20 protein-coding genes and 1 tRNA gene are annotated in these 16,686 nt (G+C 65.1%); 15 read left to right on the forward strand and 6 right to left on the reverse strand.

Going from position 1 to position 16,686, the window contains the following annotated elements:
* The first annotated feature begins 29 nt into the window (after nt 1-29).
* Together OHA25_RS02000 and OHA25_RS02005 are read left to right on the forward strand one after the other, a co-directional pair.
* A complete protein-coding gene (locus OHA25_RS02000) occupies nt 30-317 on the forward strand; it encodes a hypothetical protein (RefSeq protein WP_327585924.1) in 288 nt (95 codons plus the stop codon).
* Entirely contained in the window at nt 314-658 is a 345-nt protein-coding gene (locus OHA25_RS02005; RefSeq protein ID WP_327585925.1) for a type II toxin-antitoxin system PemK/MazF family toxin, read from the forward strand. The genes OHA25_RS02000 and OHA25_RS02005 overlap by 4 nt, the downstream gene beginning before the upstream one ends.
* Before the next feature lie 473 nt (nt 659-1,131).
* Here OHA25_RS02005 and OHA25_RS02010 read toward each other — a convergent pair whose 3' ends face one another.
* Both OHA25_RS02010 and OHA25_RS02015 read right to left on the reverse strand, forming a co-directional pair.
* Nucleotides 1,132-1,500, reverse strand: a complete 369-nt coding sequence (locus OHA25_RS02010; RefSeq protein ID WP_188195486.1) for a DUF5615 family PIN-like protein — start codon at nt 1,498-1,500, stop codon at nt 1,132-1,134.
* Nucleotides 1,497-1,727: a DUF433 domain-containing protein gene (locus OHA25_RS02015; RefSeq protein ID WP_103961631.1), complete on the reverse strand. Its 231-nt coding sequence runs from the start codon at nt 1,725-1,727 to the stop codon at nt 1,497-1,499. Before OHA25_RS02015 ends, OHA25_RS02010 begins: the two co-directional genes overlap by 4 nt.
* 649 nt (nt 1,728-2,376) lie before the next feature.
* Here OHA25_RS02015 and OHA25_RS02020 point away from each other — a divergent pair.
* The gene (locus OHA25_RS02020) at nt 2,377-2,715 is read left to right on the forward strand and encodes a hypothetical protein (protein ID WP_327585926.1); all 339 of its coding nucleotides are present in this window, start codon (nt 2,377-2,379) and stop codon (nt 2,713-2,715) included.
* A 756-nt stretch (nt 2,716-3,471) separates the two neighbouring features.
* Here OHA25_RS02020 and OHA25_RS02030 read toward each other — a convergent pair.
* Together OHA25_RS02030 and OHA25_RS02035 are read right to left on the reverse strand one after the other, a co-directional pair.
* A complete protein-coding gene (locus OHA25_RS02030; protein WP_327585927.1) occupies nt 3,472-4,296 on the reverse strand; it encodes an inositol monophosphatase family protein in 825 nt (274 codons plus the stop codon).
* Nucleotides 4,293-5,165 (reverse strand): DUF5919 domain-containing protein, encoded by an 873-nt coding sequence (locus OHA25_RS02035; RefSeq protein WP_327585928.1) that lies wholly within the window; start codon nt 5,163-5,165, stop codon nt 4,293-4,295. Before OHA25_RS02035 ends, OHA25_RS02030 begins: the two co-directional genes overlap by 4 nt.
* A gap of 318 nt (nt 5,166-5,483) precedes the next feature.
* Between OHA25_RS02035 and OHA25_RS02040 the strand changes: the two genes are divergently transcribed.
* The 9 genes from OHA25_RS02040 to OHA25_RS02080 all read left to right on the forward strand — a co-directional run bounded on the left by OHA25_RS02040 (nt 5,484) and on the right by OHA25_RS02080 (nt 12,953).
* Nucleotides 5,484-5,774, forward strand: coding sequence for a hypothetical protein (locus tag OHA25_RS02040; protein ID WP_305914892.1), 291 nt, complete (start codon nt 5,484-5,486; stop codon nt 5,772-5,774).
* A 185-nt stretch (nt 5,775-5,959) separates the two neighbouring features.
* Nucleotides 5,960-6,691: a GntR family transcriptional regulator gene (locus OHA25_RS02045; protein WP_327590907.1), complete on the forward strand. Its 732-nt coding sequence runs from the start codon at nt 5,960-5,962 to the stop codon at nt 6,689-6,691.
* 506 nt (nt 6,692-7,197) lie between these two features.
* Nucleotides 7,198-7,611, forward strand: coding sequence for a plasmid replication, integration and excision activator (locus tag OHA25_RS02050; protein WP_327585929.1), 414 nt, complete (start codon nt 7,198-7,200; stop codon nt 7,609-7,611).
* Nucleotides 7,611-7,886: a hypothetical protein gene (locus tag OHA25_RS02055; RefSeq protein ID WP_327585930.1), complete on the forward strand. Its 276-nt coding sequence runs from the start codon at nt 7,611-7,613 to the stop codon at nt 7,884-7,886. The genes OHA25_RS02050 and OHA25_RS02055 overlap by 1 nt, the downstream gene beginning before the upstream one ends.
* Nucleotides 7,883-8,185 (forward strand): hypothetical protein, encoded by a 303-nt coding sequence (locus tag OHA25_RS02060; protein ID WP_327585931.1) that lies wholly within the window; start codon nt 7,883-7,885, stop codon nt 8,183-8,185. The genes OHA25_RS02055 and OHA25_RS02060 overlap by 4 nt, the downstream gene beginning before the upstream one ends.
* A gap of 88 nt (nt 8,186-8,273) precedes the next feature.
* Nucleotides 8,274-9,683, forward strand: coding sequence for an FtsK/SpoIIIE domain-containing protein (locus tag OHA25_RS02065; RefSeq protein ID WP_327585932.1), 1,410 nt, complete (start codon nt 8,274-8,276; stop codon nt 9,681-9,683).
* A gap of 178 nt (nt 9,684-9,861) precedes the next feature.
* A complete protein-coding gene (locus tag OHA25_RS02070; protein WP_327590908.1) occupies nt 9,862-11,391 on the forward strand; it encodes a replication initiator in 1,530 nt (509 codons plus the stop codon).
* A gap of 12 nt (nt 11,392-11,403) precedes the next feature.
* Nucleotides 11,404-11,610 (forward strand): helix-turn-helix domain-containing protein, encoded by a 207-nt coding sequence (locus tag OHA25_RS02075; RefSeq protein ID WP_225271124.1) that lies wholly within the window; start codon nt 11,404-11,406, stop codon nt 11,608-11,610.
* Complete coding sequence (locus tag OHA25_RS02080; protein WP_327585933.1) at nt 11,610-12,953, forward strand: tyrosine-type recombinase/integrase; 1,344 nt, start codon at nt 11,610-11,612, stop codon at nt 12,951-12,953. Before OHA25_RS02075 ends, OHA25_RS02080 begins: the two co-directional genes overlap by 1 nt.
* A 106-nt stretch (nt 12,954-13,059) precedes the next feature.
* Here the strand turns inward: OHA25_RS02080 and OHA25_RS02085 are convergent.
* Nucleotides 13,060-13,130: transfer RNA gene (locus OHA25_RS02085), tRNA-Gly, on the reverse strand.
* A 99-nt stretch (nt 13,131-13,229) separates the two neighbouring features.
* Here OHA25_RS02085 and dcd point away from each other — a divergent pair.
* The 3 genes from dcd to OHA25_RS02100 all read left to right on the forward strand — a co-directional run bounded on the left by dcd (nt 13,230) and on the right by OHA25_RS02100 (nt 15,700).
* Nucleotides 13,230-13,805, forward strand: a complete 576-nt coding sequence (gene dcd, locus OHA25_RS02090) for a dCTP deaminase (protein ID WP_327585934.1) — start codon at nt 13,230-13,232, stop codon at nt 13,803-13,805.
* A gap of 249 nt (nt 13,806-14,054) precedes the next feature.
* Complete coding sequence (locus tag OHA25_RS02095; RefSeq protein WP_127939425.1) at nt 14,055-14,672, forward strand: DUF47 domain-containing protein; 618 nt, start codon at nt 14,055-14,057, stop codon at nt 14,670-14,672.
* 5 nt (nt 14,673-14,677) lie between these two features.
* Complete coding sequence (locus OHA25_RS02100; RefSeq protein WP_327585935.1) at nt 14,678-15,700, forward strand: inorganic phosphate transporter; 1,023 nt, start codon at nt 14,678-14,680, stop codon at nt 15,698-15,700.
* A gap of 3 nt (nt 15,701-15,703) precedes the next feature.
* Here OHA25_RS02100 and mshD read toward each other — a convergent pair whose 3' ends face one another.
* Nucleotides 15,704-16,606 carry a mycothiol synthase gene (gene mshD, locus OHA25_RS02105; RefSeq protein WP_327585936.1) on the reverse strand — a complete coding sequence of 301 codons (903 nt, stop codon included), beginning with the start codon at nt 16,604-16,606 and terminating at the stop codon, nt 15,704-15,706.
* Between the last annotated feature and the right edge of the window lie 80 nt (nt 16,607-16,686).

The raw sequence follows: 16,686 nt of genomic DNA on the forward strand, positions 1-16,686 counted from the left end.
CGTTCAACATTTGTTGTACCCTGGGTATCATGGGCACTCCAAGCACGGTGGGCTTCCGACCCACCGACGACGACAGCCGGATCATCGACTCACTTCGCCGCGAAGGCGAGTCCAACTCCGACGTGCTGCGCCGGGGACTGCGCGCACTGGAGCGCGTGGAGTGGGAGCGGCAGGCCCGTGCCGACATGGCGCGCCTGGCCGATGGGGGCGAGGACCTGTCACAGCTCCCCGACGAGTGGGAATACACCGAGGACGGCGACATCCGGATCGTCGACACCGGCATCGTGGTTCCCGCTCGCCGTGAGGCCGGACGGTGATCCGCGGCGGCGTCTATCCAGTTGATCTCGGCGACGCCAAGCGCGGCCACGAGCAGCGCGGCAGACGCCTCGGCATCGTCGTCAGCATCTCGCAGGACCACTGGTCCACCGTGACGATCGTGCCCACGTCGACCAGTGCTCAACCGGCCAGCTTCAGGCCCAGGCTGACCATTCAGGGGCGCGAGACGTGCGCGCTGACCGACCAAATCCGCACCATCGACACCCAGTATGTCCTCGGCGGGCTGTACGACCACCTCGACTCTGTAGCCATGGGACAGGTCGAGTACGCGCTTGTTCGCTATCTCGGCCTGGACGCGAACCTCACCCTGTGGGGCAGTTGAGCACCTTGCCTGTAGTGCCCGACTTCCCGGTGTCGGAAGACGGAGGAAGCGGAAGCCGGACCTGTCACGATGCGAACCGGAGCCGAAGATGCAAGTCCGAGCGGGTGGGCGATGATGACGAGGACGACCCACCCGACTTGGTTCCTGCCGAATGATCCCGAGGAGTCCTCTGCCAGGTGAACCGCACAGTTGATCGTTTTGTCAGACGGACCCAACGGCGGCTAGTGACATGCAGAGATCACGGGCTCCTGGGAAAGATCAAGGCCGAAGCCCGAATCCACCGGTCTACCTGGGCTTTCGTAGTGAGAGCGGGTGACGGGAATCGAACCCGTGCTGTCAGCTTGGGAATTGCAGGGATCTTGGCTTGTGGACGCGCTGACCTGCGACTGAGGCCGGCCGTGAGTGACCGTGGTTGACCCCTCGTCACCGCGCTTAATGGCACGCTAATGGCACGGCGGTCAAATGCTCTTTGTTCAACGGAGCGGGAGCGCTCGCACTCTGATGCCTGCGGGGGCAAAGGCCACGATCGCACCCGTAGACAGGTGAGGGTCGAGGACATCAAGGTGGTTAAGGATGATATTCACCAGCTCAGGCGGTCGAAGCTCAAGGATCTCCCGCACAAGCATGACCGAGGGCTTGGTGGTACGGGCCTGAGCCAAAAGCGCGCCGAAGTCTGTATCCGCCGAGACGATGACCCGGTCGTCCGCCATGGCAAGGGCCATGATCGTGGAGTCCGGCGCACTCGTCGCTTGGAGATCGCGCACGTGCACCGCATCGTGACCGGCCTTCGCCAGCAGTTCAGCGACGCGCGGTGAGAGGTTCTCATCAATCAGGAAGTTCACGCCGGCTCTCGGAGGCGGTAGAAGTGGACGTTCGTGGAGGCCGCTGCGTATTCCAGCCCCTGCTTGATGTCCTCGCGTTCGAGGTCGGGGTAGTCCGACAAGATCTCATCGAAGGTCCATCCAGCCGCGACGAGCCGTACCACCGTCTCCACGGTGATCCGCAGCCCTCGGATGGTCGGTTTGCCTTCGAGCTTGTCGGGCTCGACAGTGATCCGATCGAAGTTCATGGTGTCTCCCCTCCATCTCGATACTGCCAGCTCGCACCTGTGCTAGCGACCGCGATACCACGGCGACATGAAGAGAGATGAGGAAGATCAAGGAAACCGGCCAGTGCCAGAGGCCTGGCTGAGCTTTCTGTGGAGCGGGTGACGGGAATCGAACCCGCGCTGTCAGCTTGGGAACCGGCTACTGATCTTGGTGTCCTGAACGGGGAGAACGGGGGTCCTGGTCAGACCGCGACGAGTGGCCGTGAGTGGCCCTGAATGACCTTGACCTGCCGTTCGTTCTGGCACGCATCTGGCACGAGGATCAGCTCTCCGACCTGGGATTGAAACGCACTGCGCGCACCCCGCCCGCCTCGGCCCCATTAGGACCCGCCGATCTTGAGCACTTCCCCCTCCCTGAGCTGGAGATCCACTCCAGAGGCGATTGTTGACTCGGCACTACAGACCCTCGGGCGACGCGTGCGTGTAGCGGTTGAGCGTGGTCGAGGTCGACGAAGCGGGTATCCGGCCTGGCCTTGCCCGAATCACTGCCATACCCGCGATATACCGCCCCTCGCTAGCGTTGGCCGTGTCAACGACCCGCATGTGGCGGGCGTTTCTTGCTGCCCAACCGGCAGCATCCAAAATCGCCGCGATATCCCCAAGGAGAACGATGGATTCCCGTGCCTTCATCCGAGCCGCAGCTGTGGCGGCAGCTGTGCTCACCATGACTGTCGCCACACCGGCCGCCGCCGCTCCGGCGGCCAACGCCGCGCCCTCCTGCGTCAATGTCCAGCATGGGAGGACCTTCTACGAGGAGACCGCCTTCGGAAAGTACTATCACCACTGGGTGAAGATCACGAACAACTGCGCCAGCAAGAAGAAGCTCAAGGTGGACTGGAGGGGGGCCTTTATGCCCGACTCGAAGTGCACCACGATCAACAAGGGCAAGAGCGCAGAATTCACCAAGAACGGCAAGTGGAACGCCTACGCCGGGTGGTACGGCTGCTGAGCTGACCCGTAGGGCATTCAGCTCCTCACCGGGTTCTGGCGGAGAACGCCAGCCCAGCCCGGTAGAAGACCACACCGAAGCTCCCGGCCGACGGCCTGCCAGCCAGCAGATCGCCGACCGGGAGCTTCGCTGTGTTCCGCGTCCTGGGCTGAAGGCGTGGCACGGCATCGCGAGCCGCTACGACAAGATGCCCGAGAGCGATCTTGCTGGCCTCCACCTGCGAGGAGCAGTGATCTGGATGCGCAGCCTCCAATGATCACGACTCAACACAGGCCCTAGCGGACCTCCTGCGGTGCTGACCCAGGCAGCACTGATGCCCCGCTTTCGATGCATGATCGTTCTTGCTAGGGCACAGAGTATGGGCAGCAGTCAAATCCCGAAAGGGCGCACAGACGATCCGCTGTCTCGCTGTCTACCTACGACGACACGACCGAGTCAGCAGCCACATGCTTGGCTTCGCGACCTGAGGACACCGCTATCCGGTGAGCCGGTGCTGAGGAACGAAGCACCGGATCGTCGATCGCCCCCAGCCACTACCTGAGGCCAGCCCACGCGTGGCGATCGTAGGGCTGCATTCGTGCGGCGGCGTGACGCTGGGGTCGGTGAGCTTGCTCAGTACGGCGGGCGCCACGATCGGCGTGGCGGTCCGTGCTGCTGCCGCCCGGGACCGGCCCCCAGGCCGCATGCCCGGGCGGCGGGCAAGCGACGGGCCGCTGTACGGCGGCGCGGCGCGCCGCCGCTTGATACCTACAAGAACTATTCGGCAATGTTCCGATCGAGCACCACGGCCTTGCGGGCCTCGGCGATGAGTTCCACGAGGTCTGCCACGAGTTTGGGGCTTGCTGCGATGGTCGCGTGAGCGTTCATGCTGTGCGGGCTGCCGTCGAGATCGACCACAGTCGCTCCGGCTTCTCGGGCGATGGCGACTCCTGCTGCGGTGTCCCACGGGTTGTTGCTGAGCATGATGTTGGCATCGATCCTGCCGTCTGCCACCCAGGCGAGATCGATCGCGGCTGAGCCGAACATCCGGATGCGCTGGACACGAGCAGCGAGTTCTTGGGTCAGGGCAAGCCGTGGCCGGTTTCGCTCGTCGGCGTTCTCCCCCACGGCATAGTCACCGATCGCCACGATCGCGGTCTGCAACTCGCGGGCGTCACTTACCTGGATGGCAGATCCGTTGGCGGTAGCGCCAACATTCTCGGCCGCCGAGTAGCGAAGGTTGAGGAACGGCAGGTCGATCACTCCGAGTGCGGGCGTGTCCTTGTCGATCAGCCCGAGGGAGACACCGCAGAGCGGGATGCCGTGCAGGAAGTTGGCCGTTCCGTCCACGGGGTCCAGCGCCCACATCAGGCTGTCGCCCGGGTGGCTAACGCCTTCCTCCTCGCCGAGGAAGCCGATCTCAGGTGTCTCGCGGGCCAGGAACTCCCGTACGGCATGTTCTACGGCGTAGTCCACCTCCGTCGCCATGTCCCGATCGCCTTTGGCGGTGACAACGCCGGGAGCCTTGGTGCGGATGATCTCGCTGGCGATCGACACGGCCCGCTCAGCGATGGGGAGAAGAGTCCTGGCGTCGATGGTCATACGGGTTTGCTCCGCTCCCACATATCCCTGAACACCTGGTCGAAGATGGGGAACAGCCCCTCTGCGGCGGTGTTGTCCTTGATCACAAAGGTTGGTGAATCGACTCCGCGTGCCTGCGGCAAGTACGGCTGGACCACGCACAACGCCCGGTCCACGATGATCAGATTGAATCGGATCGTCTCGTCGTAGACGTGAAGTTCAAGGCGTTGGGCGGACGTGGTGTCGAGCCGAGCGCGCAGCCTGGTCAGCATGCTGATGTTGAGCGCCGTGAGGGTCGTCAGGGTGCTGTCGGTGTAGCCCTCTTCTGCTTCGCGGGCGCGGATGGCCTGTCCCTTCGGGTCGAGGAATAGACAGCGGATGAGCGTACCGGAGTCCAGCAGACGCCTGAGCTGATGATCGGGGTAGCTCTGGCAGAGGATGTTGAGCGACAGGCCTGCTGCGCTGATTTCCTTCGCGTCGTCGAACATCGTGGATGCCGGATATGCGGAGGAGAAGGCCGAGCGGCTGCTGAATACCGCCGTTACGTCGGCCATCTGCGGCATGGAGCAGGTTGCGGCGTCGAGGCCGCCGCTTCTGGCTGGCTCCGGCTCTATCCGCTGCGCCGGAATCGCCGGGGCGGTTGTGGAGAACAATTCGCTCGCCGACCTGCCCGGGAACATCGCTTCCAAGACGCGGCAGTGGCCCGAGTACGGCAAGCCCTTGAGTTCCCCGTTCAGCCATCGGTGGAGCTGTGCCCGGCTCGGCCAACCGCCCTGCAACGACGGGTCCACCTTCTTGGCCGCCTTGTCGTACTCCTTACAGAACGTGCTGTAGGTCTGCCAGTGGCGTTGCGTCAGGAGAGTCTTCAACAGGATCGGCTGGTCAGTCATGATCCGCGCCTCGGACTGGGGTGCCATATGAGCCCAGGTTAGCGACAGAGACGGTCTCGGACGAGACAAAGAGGAGACGAAAAGAGACGAGTCGATTACAGACGGTACTCGGGAGCGATCGAGACGTGGCAGGTCCTCCGGCAATCCTCGTTGCATGACTGCGCCGTGTAACTCCTGCTCAGGGCGAGGCTGGAAGTACGTCAGCCTCCGCCGGGCCGTGGTGGTGGCCGAGAACAACTCAGGCGACGCCGCTCCTGATGACCGACACCGCGATGACTGCTGGCGGTGCAGCGGGACCGGACGGGCGGGTGCGTTGCTGTGAACGTCTACGTCGGCTGCTTTGCGCCTCACGTTGGTCCGCTTCGGCCAGACTGCATGCGCCTGGTCTGGCGGGAGGTGGTCCGCGAGCAGGGTCCGCCGCGCGTGATCGAGTTCACCTGCGAGTGCGAGGACATCATCTACGAACGGTGTCGCGAGGGTGGCCTTGTCTACATCCGTCGGACTACGCGTCTCGATGGAGTGGTGCAGCAGATTCACGAGACGTATCGCTGGCGATCCAAGGAGGCACAGGACGCCTGGATTGCCCTCCTCAATGGCGAGGCTCGATAGGCGGGCGCGGCGGTTGGCGAGTACAGGGGTGCCATTCCGTCGCGTCTTGGTGCTGGTGGAGGGGCTGTCTGTAGCGCAGTCAGATGGTTCCTCCACCAGTTCGTACGCTTCCTGTAGTTGAGGGGGAGACAGGCCGTCCAACTCGAACTAGGCTTTACGACAAGTCGAGTTGTTGGGTGGTCGTCATGTCGTCTGAAGAGTTCGCGCCCCCGAAGTACGCCCAGATCGTGCAGACGATCAGGCAAAAGATCGCGGACGGGACCTATCCGCCCGGCTCTCTGCTGCCCTCCGAGACGCAGCTTGTTCGAGACTTCAAGGTGAGCCGCCCAACGGTCGTCCGCGCACTCCAGGTTCTCCAGCTCCGCGGCGTCATCGAGCGGGAACATGGCAAGGGCTCCTTCGTGAAGGCGGCTCCGCCGGGCGCGTCCAGCCAGAACCCCCGTCCGGGCCGCGCCGTCCTGGACCGTGTGGAAGCCGACGAGAACAGCACGGTCATCGACGCCGGATCATTGGCAGCCAGTGCGGCAATCGCCAAGCTGTTGGACGTGCCGGAGGGGTCCACGGTCGTACGGCGCCGCGTCCTCTTCCGTGATGATGAGCGACCCACGGATCTGTTCACCGTGTGGTGTCCGGTTCAACGGGCCGAGGGGACGCAGCTCGGCGACGCGCAGCCCCTTAGTGCCGGCATCAGGGAACATCTGCGAGCGAGCAAGGGCCTCAAGCTCCAACACGTCGTCGAACGACTGAGCGCAAGGCACCCTTCAACCGACGAGGCCAAGCTCATGGAGATTCGCAAGAGCGCGCCCGTTCTCGGTGTTCTGGCGAGCGTGTTCAATGGCGGAGGACGGCCCGTACTCGTCGTGGATCTGGTGCTCCCCGGGGACCTTCACGAGCTAGAGGACTCTTACTCGCTCTAGTCAGAGCCCATTTCTGCGGCGCTCCTGCTCGCTGCACTCAGCCCGAATAAGGGCGATTCTCCATCTTTGGGATTTTTCTTCCTGATTCGTCAGCCTACGTCTAGCCAGTTGTCGGGCGCGGGCTTTGATCTTGACGATATCTACCCCACGACCGCCAGGCGGCGGCCTCATGGCTTCATCGTCGGGCTCACTCTTGAGCGACATGTCGCGGGCATGATTGAGGTCGTACCGTAATTTCGAGATCTCGCACTCCTTGCACGGTCCCATATCGGTGCGACTGCCACATGGTCCCCGCACGAGCTTTGGAGATCACGTGGAGTTGATCGTCATCTAAACCGATCCATCCGCTATGCCGCAATGGCTTATGGATGGATTTGTCATGGCCCCCTAAAAGATCTTGAAGAAATCCCGCTAACTCGTGTTGTCAAGTCCCTGACCTGCGGGTACTTTCATGACAACTCGACAAGACGAGTTAGCGACAAGACGACAAGCTAGGAGCAAGCCTCATGGCACTGCAAGGTCCCATCGCCGTCACGTTCGACATGGTCTTCCCGCACGGCTGCTACATCGTGGGCGACGTCGAGCCCGTCAAGGACTTCGATGCCTCGACCAACGGGCGCTTCGTCCAGACCCGCGACAAGCAGAGCGGAGAGCTCGTCTGGCAGGTCAGCGTCATGGATGCCGACCCGACGCTCAAGGCGGCTCAGAAGACCGTCTCCGTCAAGCTGCTCAGCCCGACTCAGCCGGTTCCTCCGGCTCCTATGGCCGGGCTGCCGTTCACGCCGGTCGAGTTCGACCAGATGACCGCCACCCCGTACGTCAACCAGGCCGGAAGGCTGGCGTACTCGATCAAGGTTCGCGAGATGCGCGCTCCTCGTCCGGCTGGTAGGGCGACGACCGCTACCAAGGACGCAGCGTGATGGGGCGGCGGAAGGCCCGTCCGGTCAGCACGATCGCGCTCAAGGTCGGTCAGGGCGCTGACGCACGGAACCATCCGCACCCGCAGCGGTCGCCGGTCCTGGGGCTCGTCTTCGGCGGTACGCAGGTGCTCGTCACCACGTCGGCCAACGATCACGTCACCCTCGACGACGTCGAGTTCGCTCGGACTCTGGCGCGAGAGGCCGCCATGTTCGCCAGAGCGGTGGAGCGCATGTTCCACGGCCTCCCGAACGGTCTGGGGGTGGCGGGTCGATGACGCTCAGCCCGTACACCTACGTCACCGTCTCCCTACGTCCCGGTCAGCCGTCGCGGTTCAGCATCGCCTTCTGCTCGGCGGAGCTGCGGGCGCGTGCCTGGCTCGGGGAGAACGGCAAGCCCTGCTTCGACCTCGACACCCAGGACGCCTCGGTGACCGTCTCGACGTCGGGACCGGTGACCGATAACGACCTGACCGTTGCTCGCGAGATCTTCAACGCCGCCGCTCGCTATCTGGCTGACTGCGAGCGGCTGCACTCCGGCGAGTCAGGCAAGGCCACCGACGGCGAGGCGGCCTGATGCTCAGCGGGGCCGCAGGAAGCGGCAACTTCCGGCGGCCCCTCGGTCTTCCGCACACACGCGACATGCATGGAAGGACTTCACCCTAATGTTCAAGAGGATGCCCGGCGACGAGCCGCACCGCATCGTCTCGACCACCCCTGACACAGCGGTGGTCTTCAAACCGGCCGTGGTGCAGACCCCGGCCATCATCACTCTGGTCATCTTCATCGCCCGGTTCGTAGCCGGCCTCTTCCGTCTTGTCTGGCGGCATCCCGTCGTGCTGGCGGCGATCGCCGTTCCTGCTGGGCTCTGCCTCGTGTACGGCTGGCGCGTCGCGCTGCTGCTCGTCGTTCCCGCTCTCGTGGCCATGGGCGCCTGGGCGATCCTCGACAGGCCGACGTTCGCGCGGTGGATCGGCTGGCGGCTGGTCGCCTTCGCACGCTGGTTCTGGATCTATCGGCGGCACTGGCAACCGGTCATGACCGTCTCCGGGCTGGCTCGGCACATACGCGGACGGGAGTACGTTCCGCGGCTGGTCAAGGTCACCTCCGACTCCTGGGCCGATCGGCTCACCGTCCGCATGCTCGACGGCCAAGCGGTCAAGGACTGGTCCGACAGGATCGAGAACCTGTCCCACGGCTTCGGGTCGGAGAGTTGTCGGGTCGCGGTGGCCAGGGCCGGTCAGCTCGTGCTGACCTTCCCACGTCACGATCCGCTGGCCACGCCGATTGCAGCGCTACCGATCCCGGATACCCCGACTGTCGGGGCGGTCGAGATCGGCAGGCAAGAGGACGGCTCGCCGTGGCTCCTCCGACTGCACGGGACTCATGTCCTCGTCGCCGGGGCCACGGGGGCGGGCAAGGGCTCGATCATCTGGTCAGCGATTCGTGGCCTCATACCTGCCATGCATGCGGGCCTGGTCGAGATCTGGGCGCTCCACCCGAAGCTGATGGAGCTGTCGTACGGCAGGGCTCTCTTCGGCGGCCGGTACGCGGCCGATCCCGCTGACTGCGCTGACCTGCTCGACGAGGCCGTGAGCGTCATGCAGAAGCGTGCCGCTCGCTTCGCTGGAGTTCAACGATCACACATACCCACTCTCGACGACCCGTTCGTCCTGGTCGTGGTCGATGAGGTGGCGTTCCTTACCGCCTACCAGTCCGACAGGCAGCTCAGGCAGCGCATCTCGGCTGCTCTGGCCACGCTGACCACTCAGGGACGCGCGGTCGGTGTCGGTGTCCTGGCGGCTCTCCAGGACCCTCGCAAGGAGGTCATGAACATCCGCAACCTCTTCCCGGACAAGATCGCTCTGCGGCTCGATGAGTCGGAGCAGGTGGACATGGTGCTCGGTGACGGGGCAAGGGATCGCGGCGCGCTGGCCGACCGCATCTCCCCTCGTCCAGAACGGGGCGCGGGCGTCGGATACGTCCGGCTGGAGACCAGTCCCGATCCGATCCGCGTACGGGCCGCGTACGTCTCCGACGACGACATCCGCGCGATGGTCGGTGAGGTCCGATGACACGGGCTCACTTCCTCGACGGCCTCCGCTGCGCTTCGTGCCGTGCTTTGAATGTTCTCTGGCTCGACGCGATGCGCGGCCTGGTCGAGTGCTCCGAGTGCGGACAGATCGCGCTCACGTTCCCCGAGGTTGGAGAGGAGGTCCGTTGAACGACCGCAAGACTCCGCGAGCCATCCGCATGGCTCAACCGCTCGCCCGCGACGTGGCCGAGGAGATCGCCAAGCTTCACGGCGTCTGCATCCGTCCCGTGGCGCTCAAGCGGCTCGACATGACGACCGGCAAGTCAGAGATCGTCGATGTCCCGTGCGGCTCACCGCTGGAGAGCAAGTGTCCTCCGTGCGCCGAGCGCAACCGGCGGCTCCGGATGGCGCAGTGCCGGGAGGGATGGCACCTCGATGAGGAGCCGATCATCACGCCCGACGAGGCGACCGATGGGCAGCGCTGGCTTGTCGAGTTCCGGGCCGACATGCAGGCCAAGCGCGACGAGGAGGAAAGGGCCGGCGGCGACACCTCCGACTTGGACGCCGTGCTCACCGGGCTCGACATCGAGATCAACGAGGCCGGGATGCGCGGCAACGTGCTCGGTCGTACAGGGTCCAAGCGCGTCCGCTCCACCAAGCGCCGCCAGGACGCGCCTGACCTGCCGAAGCGGAAGATGGCCAGCACGACTCTGGGGCGGACCTTCGAGGCGTCAGACGGCAGGACCTACCGGCCTTCTCTGTTCGTCACGCTCACCCTGCCGAGCTACGGCAAGGTCATGAACGGCTCCCCCGTCGATCCGGACACGTACGACTACGTTCGGGCGGCCCGTGACGCGCTGCACTTCTCCAAGCTCGTGGATCGGTTCGTGCAGAACCTTCGCCGGGTCGCTGGCTATGACGTGCAGTACTTCGCCACGGTGGAACCTCAGAAGCGGCTCGCTCCGCATCTGCACATGGCCGTCCGGGGCACCCTGCCGCGCGCCGAGATGAAGCAGATCGCGGCGGCGACCTATCACCAGGTCTGGTGGCCTCAGGCGGATGAAGTCCGTTTCGAGGGTGACCACCTGCCCATCTGGAACGACGGCTACGTGGACCCAGAGACGGGCGAGGTCCTACGCACCTGGGACGAAGCACTCGACCAGCTCGACGACGAGCCCATGCACGTGATCCGCTTCGGCGATCAGGTGGACGTCAAGGGCGTGCTCGCCGGGTCGCCGGACGCCGATCAGTGCATCCGGTACCTGTCCAAGTACCTGACGAAGAGCCTCGGCGAGACCCTGGACGATCAGGCTCAGCGGGAGCACGCGGCCGGCTTCGTCGATGCCCTCCGCTACGAGCCGTGCTCACCGACCTGCCCGAACTGGCTCCGGTACGGCGTTCAGCCCAAGAACGCCAAGCCGGGGATGGTTCCCGGCCGCTGCCGGTCCAAGGCTCACAAGCCCGAACACCTCGGCTACGCCGGTCGCCGGGTCCTCGTCTCCCGGAAGTGGAGCAACAAGACGCTCGCCGAACACAAGCAGGACCGCCGCACCTGGGTCCTGGAAGCGCTCGGCCAGGCCGACGAACCCACCGACCCACACCGCTACGTCTGGCAACCGGTCAGGCCGGGCGATCCCGAGGTCGCTCCGATCGGCGTCCGGCTCCTCAGGTCCATCGCCGAACGGCAGCGATGGCGCGCCCACCTGAGACGCCTCGAAGAACTTTCGGCAACTCCGCAGGCAGCCTGAGAGGAGGAGATCTTGGACCAACTGTTCACCGTCCCGGAAGCGGCCGAACTGCTCAGCACCTCGGTTCGCTTCGTCCGCCGACTGATCGCCGAACGCCGGATCGAGTTCGTCAAGGTCGGGCGGCACGTCCGCATCCGAGAGTCCGCACTGATCGCCTTCGTCGTCGCCGGGACCGTCGCGCCCATGACGACCTTCGACGCAACGGGGAGGGCCGCCTGATGGCCAACAAGGACAACCACCGCCGTTTCGGCAACATCCGCAAGCTGCCCTCGGGACGCTTCCAGATCCGCTATCCCGGACCGGACGGGCGGATCAGGACCGGTGAGGACACCTACGAGCGCAAGGGCTACGCCGACCGGGCGCTGACCCTGATCGAGGGAAAGATCCTCGCCGGGACGTGGACCGACCCCGAGCGGGCCAAGGTCAAGCTCGCAGAGTATTCGGCAACCTGGATCGACCAGCGTGCCGGGCTTCGGCCAAGGACGATCGATCTCTATCGGTGGCTGCTCAAGAAGCACATCACGCCGTATCTCGGCAACGTCTCGCTCGGCAAGCTCTCCACGGCGATGATTCGGCAGTGGCGGGCGGATCTGCTCGGCAAGGGCGTCTCCGTCAGCATGGCGGCCAAGGCGTACCGCCTCCTCCGTGCCGTGCTCATGACGGCGGCCGAGGACGACCGGATCATCTCCCGCAACCCGTGCCGGATCCGCGGGGCCGGCGACGAGCACGCCGAAGAGCGACCGGTCCTCTCCGTGGGGCAGGTCTTCGAGCTGGCGGACAAGGTCGGGCGCCGCCCGGTGGGCAGCATTCGAGGACTCAAGAGAGGTGAGGGGCATCGCATCCGATTCCAGCGGCATGGCGAGATGCGGACCTACCCGGAGGTCTTCCCAACGCGAGCCGAAGCCGAGCGGGCGCTGTGGCGGATGATCGACACCGGTCAGGCCGACTGCACGCACGATCGGCGGTACAGGGCCTTCGTGCTCCTGGCCACATTCGCGAGCCTGCGTTGGGGCGAGATCACCGCCCTGACCCGAGCGGACCTCGACCTCAACGCGGGTACGGTCCGCGTGCGTCTGGCCTACGTGGAACGCTCCACTGGCGAGCTGGTCCTTGGTCCGCCCAAGTCCAAGGCCGGGAAGCGTATCGTCGGCATCCCGCAAGCGATCATCCCGGCTCTGCGGGAGCACCTGCGGCTCTACGTGAAGCCCGAAGCCGGATCTCTGGTCTTCACCGGAGTTAAGGGCGGCCCCATGCGCCGGAGCGGGTTCAACAAGCTGTCCGGCTGGATGGAGGCCGTCCGGGTGATCGGCGTCCCGGGGCTGCACTTCCATGATCTCCGTCACACGGGGAACATGATCGCGGCGGACTCGGGCGCTGGACTCAAGGACCTCATGGCGCGGATGGGTCACGACAACGTCCGGGCCGCGATGATCTACCAGCACGCGGCAAGAGGGGCCGACAAACTGATCACCGAAGCCATCGACAAGCACCTGATCGGGCACGAACGGGCACGCGACGACGACAACGACGACCCGCCCAGCCTGCTGGTTCCCGCCGGGTGATCACAAGCCCTAATGGCACGCTAATGGCACGCAGAGATCAACAGCCCTAGGAAACACCAAAGCCCAGGCACCGAATCCATCGGTCTACCTGGGCTTTCTCTATGAGAGCGGGTGACGGGAATCGAACCCGCGCTGTCAGCTTGGGAAGCTGATGTTCTGCCATTGAACTACACCCGCGCACGACCCGAAGTCGCGCCCTCCACTGTAGCGGAAACTTGCCCCACAACAGCAATCCCGAGCCCGCGCAGTTTCCACCCGGACGGTAAGTTGCTCTCCGTGCTGCTATCTGACCGCGACATCCTTGCCGAGATCAACACCGGCCGGCTCATGCTCGACCCCTTCGATCGGGAGATGATCCAGCCCTCCAGCATCGATGTGCGGCTTGACCGGTTCTTTCGGGTGTTCGAGAACCACCGGTACCCGCACATCGACCCGTCGATCGAGCAGCCGGATCTCACGCGTATGGTGGAGCCCCCCGGGGACGAGCCGTTCATCTTGCATCCGGGCGAGTTCGTGCTGGCCTCCACGTACGAGATGATCACGCTGCCCGATGATCTGGCGTCGCGGCTGGAGGGGAAGAGTTCGCTGGGGCGGCTCGGGTTGTTGACGCACTCGACGGCCGGGTTCATTGATCCGGGGTTCAGCGGGCATGTGACGCTGGAGCTGTCGAACGTGGCGACGTTGCCGATCAAGCTGTGGCCGGGGATGAAGATCGGGCAGCTGTGCGTGTTCAAGCTCAGCTCGCCGGCCGAGCATCCTTACGGGTCCGCCAAGTACGGGTCGCGCTACCAGGGCCAGCGGGGGCCGACGCCGTCCCGGTCGTTCCGGAACTTCCACCGCACGAAGATATGAACAAGATGAACGGAAGGTGAACAAAAAGAGAACATTGAGGTGATCGGAGGGCTCGTCTCAAGCCTTCGGCGGGGTCGTACGTACTGGTGGGAAGGCGTGCGAGCAGCAAAAGCCCCTAGAAGTACCCGCAATCCCGGTGTTGCGCAACATACGGCGGGTAGCCATTAGGCGAAGGAGAGATGAAGTTCGCATTTCGCCTGGTAGGCCGTACTCTCTTCACGGACCATCCCCGCACAGCTGGAGAACGACGTGCGCCTGCGTCTCACGCCACGTGAGGACAGCTACTACGACCTGTTCGCCGACTCGGCGAACAACCTGGTCACCGCATCGCGCTTGCTGGTGGAGATCATCAGTGAGGGCTCGGACAGGGAAGCCCTGGCCGAGAAGATGCGCGCTTGCGAGCACGCCGGTGACGAACGCACTCATGCGATCATGAACCGGCTCAATGAGAGTTTCATCACTCCGTTCGACCGCGAGGACATCTACCGCCTCGCATCCAACCTCGACGACGTGATGGACGCCATGGAGGCCGCCTCCGACCTCATCGTCCTCTACCAGCTCGATCATCTGCCCAAAGACGTGGTCAGGCAGGTCGAGGTCCTGGAGCGGGCCGCGGAGCTGACGGCCGAGGCCATGCCGCGGCTGCGGTCGATGAAAAACCTCAACGAATACTGGATCGAGGTCAACCGCCTGGAGAACCAGGGCGACCAGGTCTACAGGAGACTGCTGGCCAAACTGTTCAGCGGCGAGTACGACGCCCTCACGGTCATGAAGATGAAGGAGGTCGTCGACGCCCTCGAGGAGGCGGCCGACGCCTTCGAGCACGTGGCCAACACCGTCGAGTCCATCGCGGTCAAAGAAAGCTAGGCCCAGTGGACCTCTCGCTCGCCCTCGTCATCGGCGTGGTCGTCGTCGCTCTGGTCTTCGACTACACCAACGGGTTCCACGACGCGGCGAACGCCATCGCGACCTCCGTCTCGACCCGCGCACTCACCCCCAGGGCCGCGTTGTTCATGGCCGCGGCCATGAACTTCATCGGCGCCCACCTGGGCACCCAGGTCGCCTCGACGGTCGGCAAGGGCATCATCGACGCGCCGAACGGTTCACATGGTCTGGTCATCGTGGCCGCGGCGCTCATCGGTGCGATCACGTGGAACCTGATCACCTGGTATTTCGGCCTGCCCTCTTCCTCCAGTCATGCGCTCATCGGTGGCCTGGTGGGCTCGGCCCTGGCTTCGGCCAAAATCGCGGACTGGGGCAAGGCCGTGCACTGGGACGGCGTCCTCGAGAAGGTCGTCATCCCGATGATCCTCTCGCCGCTGGTCGGGTTCACCCTCGCCGCCGGAATCATGATCGCCATCTATTGGATCTTCCGCAACAGCCAGCCGGGCAAGACCAACCGCGGCTTCCGCTACTCGCAGACCGTCTCGGCCGCCGCCATGGCGCTCGGGCACGGCCTGCAGGATGCGCAGAAGACCATGGGTGTGATCTTCCTGTCCCTCACCGTCGGCGGCTTCGCCGCGCCGGACGATCCCATCCCGCAGTGGGTCATCCTGGCCGCCGCGGGTGCGATCTCCCTCGGCACGTACGCGGGCGGCTGGCGCATCATGCGCACCCTGGGGCGGCGCATCATCGCGCTCGACCCGCCGCAGGGGTTCGCGGCCGAGTCGGCGGCGGCGACTGTCCTGTACGCGGCCGCCATCGGGTTCGGCGCGCCGATCTCGACCACGCACACGATCACTTCGGCGATCATGGGCGTGGGCGCGACCAAGCGGCTCAGTGCCGTGCGGTGGGGCGTGGCGGGCAACATCATCACCGCCTGGATCCTGACCATTCCGGCCGCCGCCGCGGTGGCCGCCGTCTCCTATTTCCTCCTCCACGCGATCGTGGAATAACCGCTACGCGACCGCGTACATCACGTCCACGTCCCAGCGGGCGAAGCCCAGGGACTCGTACATCCTGATCGCCCAGGTGTTGGCCTCGTCCACGTACAGCATCGCCTGGGCGAGGCCGCGGGCGCGCAGGTGGCTCAGGCCGGCCAAGGTGAGCGCTTTGCCCAGGCCGGTGCCCTGCTGCGAGGGGTCGACCCCGACCACATAGACCTCGCCGAGCGGCTCGTGGCCGTGCTCGGACGAGCCGTGGATCTTCGTCCAGTGGAAGCCGGCCAGCTTGTCGCCGCGGAAGGCCAGGAAGAAGCCCTCCGGGTCGAACCACGGCTCCCGCTCGCGCCGCAGCAGGTCGTCCATCGTCCACGCGCCCTGCTCGGGGTGATGGGCGAAGGCCGCGGCGTTGACCTTGAGCCAGGCCTCCTCGTCCTGTCCGGGGACGAACGTCCGCAGCCGCACCCCCTCCGGGAGCACGAACGCATCCAAAGGGGCGAACAGGGAGCGGCGCATCTGCCAGAGCGAGCGCGCGCGTTCGAGGCCGAATTGCGCCGCCAGCGCGCCGGCGCCCGCGTGGTCGCCGTGTGCCCACAGGCGCACCTGGCCGCCGGTCAGGTCGAGCACGGATCGCAGCAGGAGGGCGCCGTGGCCCTGGTGACGGTGTGCCGGGTGGATGACCAGCTCGGCGCTCGGGCCCTCGACCTCGTCCGTCGGATCGACGTGGGCATAGCCCGCCAAAGCGTCCCCGTACAGCAGGAGCGAGCGCGCCTGGGGGTCGCCGCCGTACCTCAGGTGGAGCATCACGTGCTCGTTGAGCGGGCGGACGCCGTCGGCCTCCGTCGCCGCCTCCACGAGGCCGAGCACCTCGGCGATCTCCGAATCGTCCAGCCGTTCCCTGATCTTCACATGCGCGCTCACACGAGAACTCTAGGCGTACGACTGGCAAATAACGCCATGAGATCTCCCGACAAATCGTTATCTTTGCGACATTGGCCGCA

It is taken from the genome of Nonomuraea sp. NBC_00507 (assembly GCF_036013525.1).
In the GTDB taxonomy this organism is placed as follows: domain Bacteria; phylum Actinomycetota; class Actinomycetes; order Streptosporangiales; family Streptosporangiaceae; genus Nonomuraea.

Coding starts and splice junctions, on each gene's coding strand:
- OHA25_RS02015 (WP_103961631.1), bottom strand. CDS start 1,727: ATGAACTTCGATCGGATCACTGTCGAGCCCGACAAGCTCGAAGGCAAA.
- OHA25_RS02060 (WP_327585931.1), top strand. CDS start 7,883: ATGACGCTCAGCCCGTACACCTACGTCACCGTCTCCCTACGTCCCGGT.
- OHA25_RS02045 (WP_327590907.1), top strand. CDS start 5,960: ATGTCGTCTGAAGAGTTCGCGCCCCCGAAGTACGCCCAGATCGTGCAG.
- OHA25_RS02055 (WP_327585930.1), top strand. CDS start 7,611: ATGGGGCGGCGGAAGGCCCGTCCGGTCAGCACGATCGCGCTCAAGGTC.
- OHA25_RS02000 (WP_327585924.1), top strand. CDS start 30: ATGGGCACTCCAAGCACGGTGGGCTTCCGACCCACCGACGACGACAGC.
- OHA25_RS02035 (WP_327585928.1), bottom strand. CDS start 5,165: ATGACTGACCAGCCGATCCTGTTGAAGACTCTCCTGACGCAACGCCAC.
- OHA25_RS02030 (WP_327585927.1), bottom strand. CDS start 4,296: ATGACCATCGACGCCAGGACTCTTCTCCCCATCGCTGAGCGGGCCGTG.
- OHA25_RS02070 (WP_327590908.1), top strand. CDS start 9,862: ATGGCTCAACCGCTCGCCCGCGACGTGGCCGAGGAGATCGCCAAGCTT.
- OHA25_RS02020 (WP_327585926.1), top strand. CDS start 2,377: ATGGATTCCCGTGCCTTCATCCGAGCCGCAGCTGTGGCGGCAGCTGTG.
- OHA25_RS02065 (WP_327585932.1), top strand. CDS start 8,274: ATGTTCAAGAGGATGCCCGGCGACGAGCCGCACCGCATCGTCTCGACC.
- OHA25_RS02080 (WP_327585933.1), top strand. CDS start 11,610: ATGGCCAACAAGGACAACCACCGCCGTTTCGGCAACATCCGCAAGCTG.
- OHA25_RS02050 (WP_327585929.1), top strand. CDS start 7,198: ATGGCACTGCAAGGTCCCATCGCCGTCACGTTCGACATGGTCTTCCCG.